Genomic DNA, 8,213 nt, shown 5'->3' with positions numbered 1-8,213 from the left:
AAGCTGGACAATCGAATCGACTTTCGTCTCTTCGTGTTTCCTTTATCTCAGTCGGAGGGCTCCAGTCCATACGGAGCAAAGCGGGCGCCTGCGCTTTTCTTATACTAAATTGATTAAAAGAAAGAGGTGGAGAATCATGTTACTTGATGACCCGAGCCCGATACCCATATGTTTTACATCAATATTGCAATATATAAGTGGAAAGCAACTTGCTTCTCCATCTCTAGATTATAGATAAAGAGAATCAATTGAGTGTTCCACTTAGAGTGGAGGTTATTAGTTATGACAAAAAACATATCTACAGATCAAATCACTTTAAAGGTGATTAAATCTTTAAAAGAAGGAAAAAGACAAGATTTTCAACTTATTTTAGATGAGCTTCATCCATATGATATAGCTCTTATTTATACCAATTTACCTGAGAAGCATCACACTAGATTCTTGCTGTTTATGACTCCTAATCAAATAGCAGATTTAATTCAGGAACTTGAAAAGGAAGACCAATTAGAATTATTAACAAAGCTAGGAATTGAAAAGTCTGGTCAAATCATGGATTTAATGGACAATGATGATTTAGCGTCCTTACTACAAGACTTATCACCGGCTAAAATTAAAGTACTTCTTTCAAAAATGAAGAAAGAAGAATCAACGATCGTTCAAAATATCATGAATTATCCTCCTGAAACAGCAGGAAGAATGATGACGAACCGATTTGTTTGGATTCCGCAAAATTATACAGTGAGAGAAGCGGTAGAGAAATTAAAAACATTCGCCGAATTCTCTGAAACAATTAACTACTTATATGTAATTAATCAAAACAAAAACTTAGTCGGTGTAGTATCTTATCGAGATATTATCTTGGCCAGTGAACATGAACAAATAAGCGATATTATGTACAGTAGGGTTATATCAGTATCTGCTGATACAGACCAAGAAGAAGTAGCTCAATTAATAGAGCGATACGATTTTGTATCCATTCCTGTTGTTGAAAATAATGTGCTTGTTGGAATTGTGACAGTAGATGATATTATTGATGTTGTTATTCAAGAAGCAACAGAGGATATTGAGAAACTATCCGCATCTGGTAAGGATATTGACTTTGATACAAAAGCATTTGTAGCAGCTTATCGTCGACTTCCTTGGTTAGTTTTACTTCTTTTAATAGGATTAGTTTCTGGAACGATTATTAGTCAATTTGAAGAAACATTATCGAAAGTAGTGTCGCTTGCCTTTTTTATGCCTATGATTGCAGGGATGACAGGTAATACAGGAACACAATCTTTGGCTGTAGTTGTTCGAGGATTAATTACACGTGAAGCTGACAAGAAGACGGTTGTACGATTAATATTTCGGGAATTAAAAGTAGGATTAATGATCGGTATTACCTGTGGAATTTTAATTGCTATCATCGCTTATATATGGCAGGGAAATCCGGTTCTTGGCTTTGTCGTCGGTAGTTCATTAATTATTACTCTGATTTTTGGAACATTAGCTGGAACTGTTGTACCTTTAATTTTATATCGTTTAAAAATTGACCCAGCAGTTGCATCGGGTCCACTAATTACAACATTGAACGATATACTTTCCTTGTTAATATACTTTGGAATTGCTACTAAATTTTTAGCATATTTAACTTGATAGACAAAAACCTATGTTCAGTGAGCATAGGTTTTTTGTGCAAGAATGCTGTGTTTATTAGTTTGAATATTTGAAAAATAAAATCATTTTGTTAGAATGAGGGTGCATTAAGTATTTTATCCCTAATAATCGGTGGGGGAAGGACGAAAGCCCCCGCCGATTAAAATCTCACGTTATTTTTGCTTTCACTATCTTATTTTGAGGGTGGGATGTGTTATGAAAAAATCAAAACCGATCTATGTTCAAATCAATATGGATACGACGATGGATGAACTTTGGAATGCTAGTCAAAATCCTGTTTTGCATACGGAATGGGATATACGTTTTACGGAAATTTCATATTTGAAGAAAGAGGATGATGAACCGCAACGCTTTTTGTATAAAACAAAGATTGGCTTTGGAATTGAAATAGCTGGTGAAGGTGAAAGTGTAGGACAAATAGAGAAGGAATCGGGCGAAAGAGTTTCTTCTTTAAAATTTTGGACGGATCATCCACTTTCGTTAATTCGAACGGGACGAGGTTATTGGAAGTATACAGAGGAAGGAAAACACATTTCATTTGAGACGTTATATGATTATGATTGTAGTTTCGGAAGAGTAGGGAAACTAATCGATACATATTGCTTTCGCCCGTTATTGGGATGGGCAACGGCTTGGAGTTTTGATTCATTAAGGCTATGGTTGGAGAAAGGTTACCATCCTAAATTGTTGTTTCGAAAAACACTGACATATTGGATGGTTTGTGTAATATTAGCTTTTGTTTGGATTTATCAAGGGCTGGTTCCGAAAGTAATTGTTGCTCATCCTGAAGAAATTAAAATGCTTACCTCCGTACTGTCCTTTCATTTGTCGGGTGAATTCGCAATCCGTATGATTGGTTTCCTTGAAATGATCTTTGGCTTACTTTGGCTGATGCCACTTAGGAAAAAGAAACTTTTCCTTGCTCATATGGTTATTATTGTACTTTTAACGTTAGCTGCATTTATGAGTAATCCCGCTAGCTTTGTTCATCCATTTAATCCAGTTGCATTAAATGGTGTTCTTTTATTTGTATCACTTGTTGGCTATTGGAATAGCGATCACTTACCACTTGCTAGGAATTGTCGTAGAAGAAGAAAGGGATGATTAGGATGTTATCGATATATGAAACGTTACTTGGAGAAGCGTACAAAAAGATGCATCCAAAGTTACAAAAGCGCTATTGTCTCACTGACCAATCGGGCTTTATTGGTAAAGGCATAATGGATTCTATAACCGGAGGAAATTTTGTTGTTAGGCAGTTTCTTAGATTAGGGGTGAGATTTCGCCTCTTCTTTTCAGAAAGAGGTAAAGATATTCCTTTCACTATTGTGAATACGGTTATAAAGAATGAACAAGGTCAACAGATTGTAGAGTGGCGAAGAACATTTGATTTTCAGAACGTATCCCGTCATTTTGATGCGGTTATGTATTTAGATGACTATAAACAAGAAATTATTGATGATTTCGGCATGCCTTCTGTCATGACGTCGACTTTGGCTTTTCATGTAGACGAGTGTGGTGCTGTGCATATCACTTCAAAGAAACAGTGGCTTCAAATGTTTGGTAAGCGAATATCGTTACCGAAATGTTTATATGGAGTAGCGCATATTGTGGAAGCTTTCGATGATGAGAATGACTGCTTTTTAATTTCCGTTCATGTTCGCAATCCGTTAGTGGGTACTGTTTTTTCCTATAATGGAACATTTAGAGAGTGTGATTCATTATGAGAAACTTACTCTTTGGAATTAGTTTATACTTGTTGTTTCTTATTTTGACATGGTCACAGTTTCATATTTTAGAAGCTGTTGTTTTATTTTCTATTCTCGTATTTATTCCGATTATTTTTCTGTTGCTTGACTGGAGACGGAGAGATGGGGTGGTTTTACCGTTAGCAAAATGGACGATGCTTGTTTACCCGCTAGCAAGTGGAAGTGCGTTCCTTGCTTTTGTTATCGATTCGTCGTTTTTTGCCATAGTATGGTTTACTTATACGATTTTAGTAGCTGTATTAGGGATTAGTAGAGTGCTAGAGAGAGGGGTGAATCCTCTTCCAGAATTAGCTATTGATAGTGGCTTAATTTATTTAAGCCTTGGTGGCTTTTGGTTCGTTGCAACAGTTATGAACATGCAAGTAATGGACTTTTCACCTTATATTATTTTTCTAACAGCTGTCCACTTTCACTACTCAGCACTAGTTATTCCAATCATGGTAGGATTATTAGGTAGGTTGGGTGTGAAGTATCAACGACTATATACTGCTGTGACAATGATCATTATCGTTTCACCTATGACAGTTGCAATTGGTATTACATACTCGAGAATGATTGAGTTTGTGGCTGTTGTTATATATTTAGTTGCATTTTATCTGTATGGCTATCTTGTACTAACGGCAACTTTCAAGAATGTAATGGCGAAGATCTTAGTTTCCGTATCAGCGCTTATTTTACTAATTACCATTGCTTTTTCCCTTTATTATGCATATGGCAGAGTTACATTTAGTATCACGCTTTCAATCGATCAAATGGTATGGATTCACGGTGTAGTTAATGCATTTGGTGTCATATTGCCAGCCTTAATTGGCTGGAGTTTGGAAAGGCCATCTCCTTCTCATCAATATTACGGGAAACCGATGAGTCGAGTTTTGGGTGAGAGAAGAATTGGAAGCGATTATCTTTTACGCAGAGATTTAATAGAGCAAACGAATGTTATCGGTCTTGTTGATAACATGCAGGAATTCTCTTCTAAATCGTTTGATGCTAGTAAAATATCAACTACTATCATTAATTTTTATGAACGTACACATTCATATACTATGCGTGCAAATATTCAGTGGAAGCCTTGGTTTCGTCCTTTAGCGTCCATTTATAATAAAATCAGTAGAAAAGTTGGGCAAATCCATTTAGGATTAGGTTCACGCTGGGAGGGCGTGAACGGAAATATAGTCGATGTGAAATCTACTATTGATGGTAGAGAACGAGTAAGAGCTTGGATAAGAGAGAATGAGCAGAGTGAAACGATTTTTATGGCCTTATATTCTACGCATGAGTATAAAGATGAAACCTATATGAATATAGCGTTGCCACTGCCATACTCCAATATGACAGGAATTCTTAGGTTAAGAAATGACGGTAGAAATCTTATATTAACAAGTTCGAGAGATGCTGGAAACGGAGACTCGGGCATTTATTTACACACTTCTTGGATGACGATTCGATTGCCTTTGGAGGAAACTTTTTATATTAAAGAATCGGATAGAGTTAGTTTAGTTGCTCATCATCAAATGTGGATCTTTGGTTTGAAGTTTCTTGAAATAGGTTATGAAATAGAGAAGATGGGGCTGTCCGAAAAGTGATTTTCAATCACTTTTCGAACGTCCATTTACGCTTTTTAGCCCTTCGCTATAGGTTACGAGAAATCTGTAATGCTTGCTGAGTATGTTGAAAATGCCTATAATTGGCGCTTTTGAAAGAGATGAAATGCAGTTTCCATAAAAAGTAGGAATAATGATTTTCACGTAAATGTAAAATCTAAGACACCATTACCTTATTGGACACCCTTAATGATATGAAATTTTTCACTTATAAGGAATATTTATGATATTGTAAGGTAAGAGTTATAAAGTAGTTTTCAATGAAGTGTTTTAATAGAATTGGAGGATACGATGATGAGTGAACAGTATAAGAACATTCTTATTGCAGTGGATGGCTCTGATATAGCTAAAAGTGCTTTTCATAAAGCCATTGATATTGCAGCACGTAACAATGCACGATTGATTATTGCACATGTGGTAGATCCTATAACATCACCTGCGATGGAAGGATATTCTAACTCAGTGATGGATTCTTTAAAAAAATATGGAGAAGACCTTTTAGAAACATATAAAAAAGAAGCTTTGGAAGCGGGATTGGATCAAGTTGTAACAGAAATGGAATTTGGTTCTCCCAAAACAAAAATTGTAAAAACCATTGCTAAGAAATATGAAATTGATTTAATTGTTTGTGGAGCACACGGAGTGAATGCAGTTGAACGCTTCGTGATGGGCAGTGTATCTGAATACATCGTTCGCCATGCTACTTGTGATGTTACTATTGTTCGTCAATAGTTTGAGTGAATAAATAGATAAAGGCTACGTTGATTTGTTCGTTTATGGGGACATTTTGGCGTAGCTTTTTTATGTTTGCAAAGTCTTAACGAATACTGATATTTTATATCATTCAAAGGGCTCCAATCCAATTGAGGATTCACTCGCTGTAATGGTTCGTAAACTCAAGAAAATACACCCCATAACACCAGCTGTTTGGAAAGTACCAATAATAAACATCTTTATCCACTGTCCTTTAGATGTTGGATGAGGTCTTTTTAACATGATAACGATTGTTGCCATTATGAATCAGGCAAGTGTGAAACGCAATGCTGCTAATAACAATGGGGATGAATAAGTCAAACCTATTTTACCTACAGCAAAAGAAGAGCCCATTAAAAATGTTGTTAAGAGTATTAATAGTGTCAATTTGAAATTATTCATTTTTTACCTCCTCGCATATCGTAGTGACTAATATGTAAACATTATAAATTCTGAATGTTTCAGCCGTTATCGAAATATGGAATGCAAATGTAAATGAGTTAAGTATGTGAAGATTTAGTTTGCTATAGTTGTGAACGTGAATATCATCGCTCTTAGTACATGCATAGAGTGATTACGGAAAAATTTGAAAAAGAACAAATCAAAAGAGAAATTCACATTAAGTTAACTTAAATATTTAGTTATATAAAATAAATGAGAAGGAGTATTTACTATGAAATCGATCCATTCAATAGAGTTTCAAAAACAAGTGGAAGATGAAGTAAAACCATTTTTGAAGAAGCGAAAGCATGCCATTGTTGCAATTGGAATCGTAACAAAAGATGATCAATGTGTATTAGGTTGCGGTGATAAAGGAATGTATGATGTGGAATCATATGGTGACCTTTTGTTTGAAATAGGTTCAATAACGAAAATATTTACGACGTCTATGTTATCTCTTATGATGCACGATGGACTGGTGAGCGTAAAGGATTCAATTGGTCACTATTTATTAGAATTATCAAAAGAGCATCCAATAACACTAGAGCATTTAGCTACACATTCTTCTGGGATACCTCCTAAGCATGTAGTGAAAATGTGGAGACAATATTTTGAGAAGAATTCACAACGAGACCCTTATTGTGCATTTTCAATTCGAGAATTACATCATTATTTACAATCGGTTACATCTGTAAAACGAAGAAAATTTAGATATTCAAATGATGGATTGGGGTTATTAGGGAAGATTTTAGCTCATAAACTTGGAATGGAGTATGAAACAGCCGTCATTGAGAATATATGTAAACCTCTTGATATGCCAAATACAGTAATCAAGGTATCGTCTCAACAAAGAAAGAGACTCGTGTCAGGATATAGGAAGAATAACATGAAACAGCAGGAACTTGTGATGAAAGATTTTGAAGGAGCCGGTGCACTGCGCTCAAATATAGTCGATATGTTACAATTTTTATCCGCTCATATGGGTGTGCGAAATGAATGTGAAATGCATGAAAAAATTATAAGTTCACAACAAGCATATATTCCGAATGGTAAATCTGCTGATATTGGGCTTGGATGGCTTCATGACAAGCAATTTAAGACGATTTGGCATAATGGTAGTACGCATGGATTTTCAAGCTTTATTGGTTTTCGTGAAAGTAGGAATGCTGGTGTCGTAGTTCTTACAAACTATCGAACGGGTATGTTTGGGAATACGCCATTAAGTATGGGATTTAAAGTGTTAGATTTACTGAATGAAAGGTAATCAAATAAGAAAGATGAAAACATGTTAGATTTTTATTATGATTAAGTTGTGTAAATAAAAAAATGAAAGCGAAGTGGAATTATGAGCCTCCGAATTTGTGAGGTGACTGCAGACAACTGGCAAACAGTTGCTCTGTTATCAGTAGAAGGTAATCAAGAAAGCTATATCGAACCAAATGCATTATCAATTGCACAATCAAGGTTTGAACCACAGTGGAAGTCAGTTGGCTTATACGATGGAGATACAGCGGTTGGATATGCGATGTACGGACTTGATATTTCAAATGGAGATGTTTGGCTGGATCGTTTCATGATTGATAAAGACCATCAAGGAAAAGGTTATGCCAAAAGATTTCTATCTATGTTAATCAAACATGTTCAAGAAACATATCAGCAAGAAACCGTATTTTTAAGTATTTGTCCTGAGAATACATTTGCTCAGCAACTGTATGAGCAATTCGGCTTTAGATTAAATGGTGAAATTGATAATACAGGTGTAATTAGTGGGTTAATTATGGTTCTGAATAGTCATGAGAGGAATTCCACTAGCAACGACGCTATTCACTAATTGAAAATAATATATGACAAGAGGGTTATTCTATTTAATCGTTGAATAAGCCTCTTTTTTGTGATTGAAATGTACATAAATCTGAAGAAAGAAATGCTCGATTTATCCCGTTTTAACTAGCGCTAAGGCTCCTACTTCAAAACGAAAGTAAAAGCGAAG

At 35.4% G+C, this 8,213-nt stretch carries 7 protein-coding genes and 1 pseudogene; 7 read left to right on the top strand and 1 reads right to left on the bottom strand.

Annotated elements, in window-relative coordinates:
* Nucleotides 1-282 precede the first annotated feature (282 nt).
* The 5 genes from mgtE (at nt 283) to V7014_RS08950 (ending at nt 5,761) form a co-directional block, all read left to right on the top strand.
* Nucleotides 283-1,638 carry a magnesium transporter gene (gene mgtE / locus V7014_RS08970; RefSeq protein WP_335506281.1) on the top strand — a complete coding sequence of 452 codons (1,356 nt, stop codon included), beginning with the start codon at nt 283-285 and terminating at the stop codon, nt 1,636-1,638.
* 216 nt (nt 1,639-1,854) lie between these two features.
* The gene (locus V7014_RS08965; RefSeq protein ID WP_335506279.1) at nt 1,855-2,763 is read left to right on the top strand and encodes a DoxX-like family protein; all 909 of its coding nucleotides are present in this window, start codon (nt 1,855-1,857) and stop codon (nt 2,761-2,763) included.
* 5 nt (nt 2,764-2,768) lie between these two features.
* A complete protein-coding gene (locus V7014_RS08960) occupies nt 2,769-3,386 on the top strand; it encodes a DUF4166 domain-containing protein (protein WP_335506360.1) in 618 nt (205 codons plus the stop codon).
* Nucleotides 3,383-5,011 (top strand): YndJ family protein, encoded by a 1,629-nt coding sequence (locus V7014_RS08955; RefSeq protein ID WP_335506277.1) that lies wholly within the window; start codon nt 3,383-3,385, stop codon nt 5,009-5,011. Before V7014_RS08960 ends, V7014_RS08955 begins: the two co-directional genes overlap by 4 nt.
* 312 nt (nt 5,012-5,323) lie before the next feature.
* Nucleotides 5,324-5,761 carry a universal stress protein gene (locus V7014_RS08950; protein WP_335506275.1) on the top strand — a complete coding sequence of 146 codons (438 nt, stop codon included), beginning with the start codon at nt 5,324-5,326 and terminating at the stop codon, nt 5,759-5,761.
* A gap of 129 nt (nt 5,762-5,890) precedes the next feature.
* On the opposite strand, the pseudogene V7014_RS08945 reads toward V7014_RS08950, so the two are convergent.
* Nucleotides 5,891-6,184 (bottom strand): annotated as a pseudogene (locus V7014_RS08945) (EamA family transporter); the annotation flags it as partial.
* Nucleotides 6,185-6,455: 271 nt separating this feature from the next.
* Here V7014_RS08945 and V7014_RS08940 point away from each other — a divergent pair.
* Entirely contained in the window at nt 6,456-7,487 is a 1,032-nt protein-coding gene (locus tag V7014_RS08940; protein ID WP_335506273.1) for a serine hydrolase domain-containing protein, read from the top strand.
* Between the two features lie 81 nt (nt 7,488-7,568).
* Nucleotides 7,569-8,054 carry a GNAT family N-acetyltransferase gene (locus tag V7014_RS08935; protein WP_335506271.1) on the top strand — a complete coding sequence of 162 codons (486 nt, stop codon included), beginning with the start codon at nt 7,569-7,571 and terminating at the stop codon, nt 8,052-8,054.
* Nucleotides 8,055-8,213: the final 159 nt, after the last annotated feature.

It is taken from the genome of Bacillus sp. JJ722, from assembly GCF_036963345.1.
Lineage (GTDB): Bacteria > Bacillota > Bacilli > Bacillales > DSM-1321 > Bacillus_AD.
The sequence above is the reverse complement of the archived record's forward strand: the minus strand, read 5'-3'. Positions and strand labels throughout refer to the sequence as shown.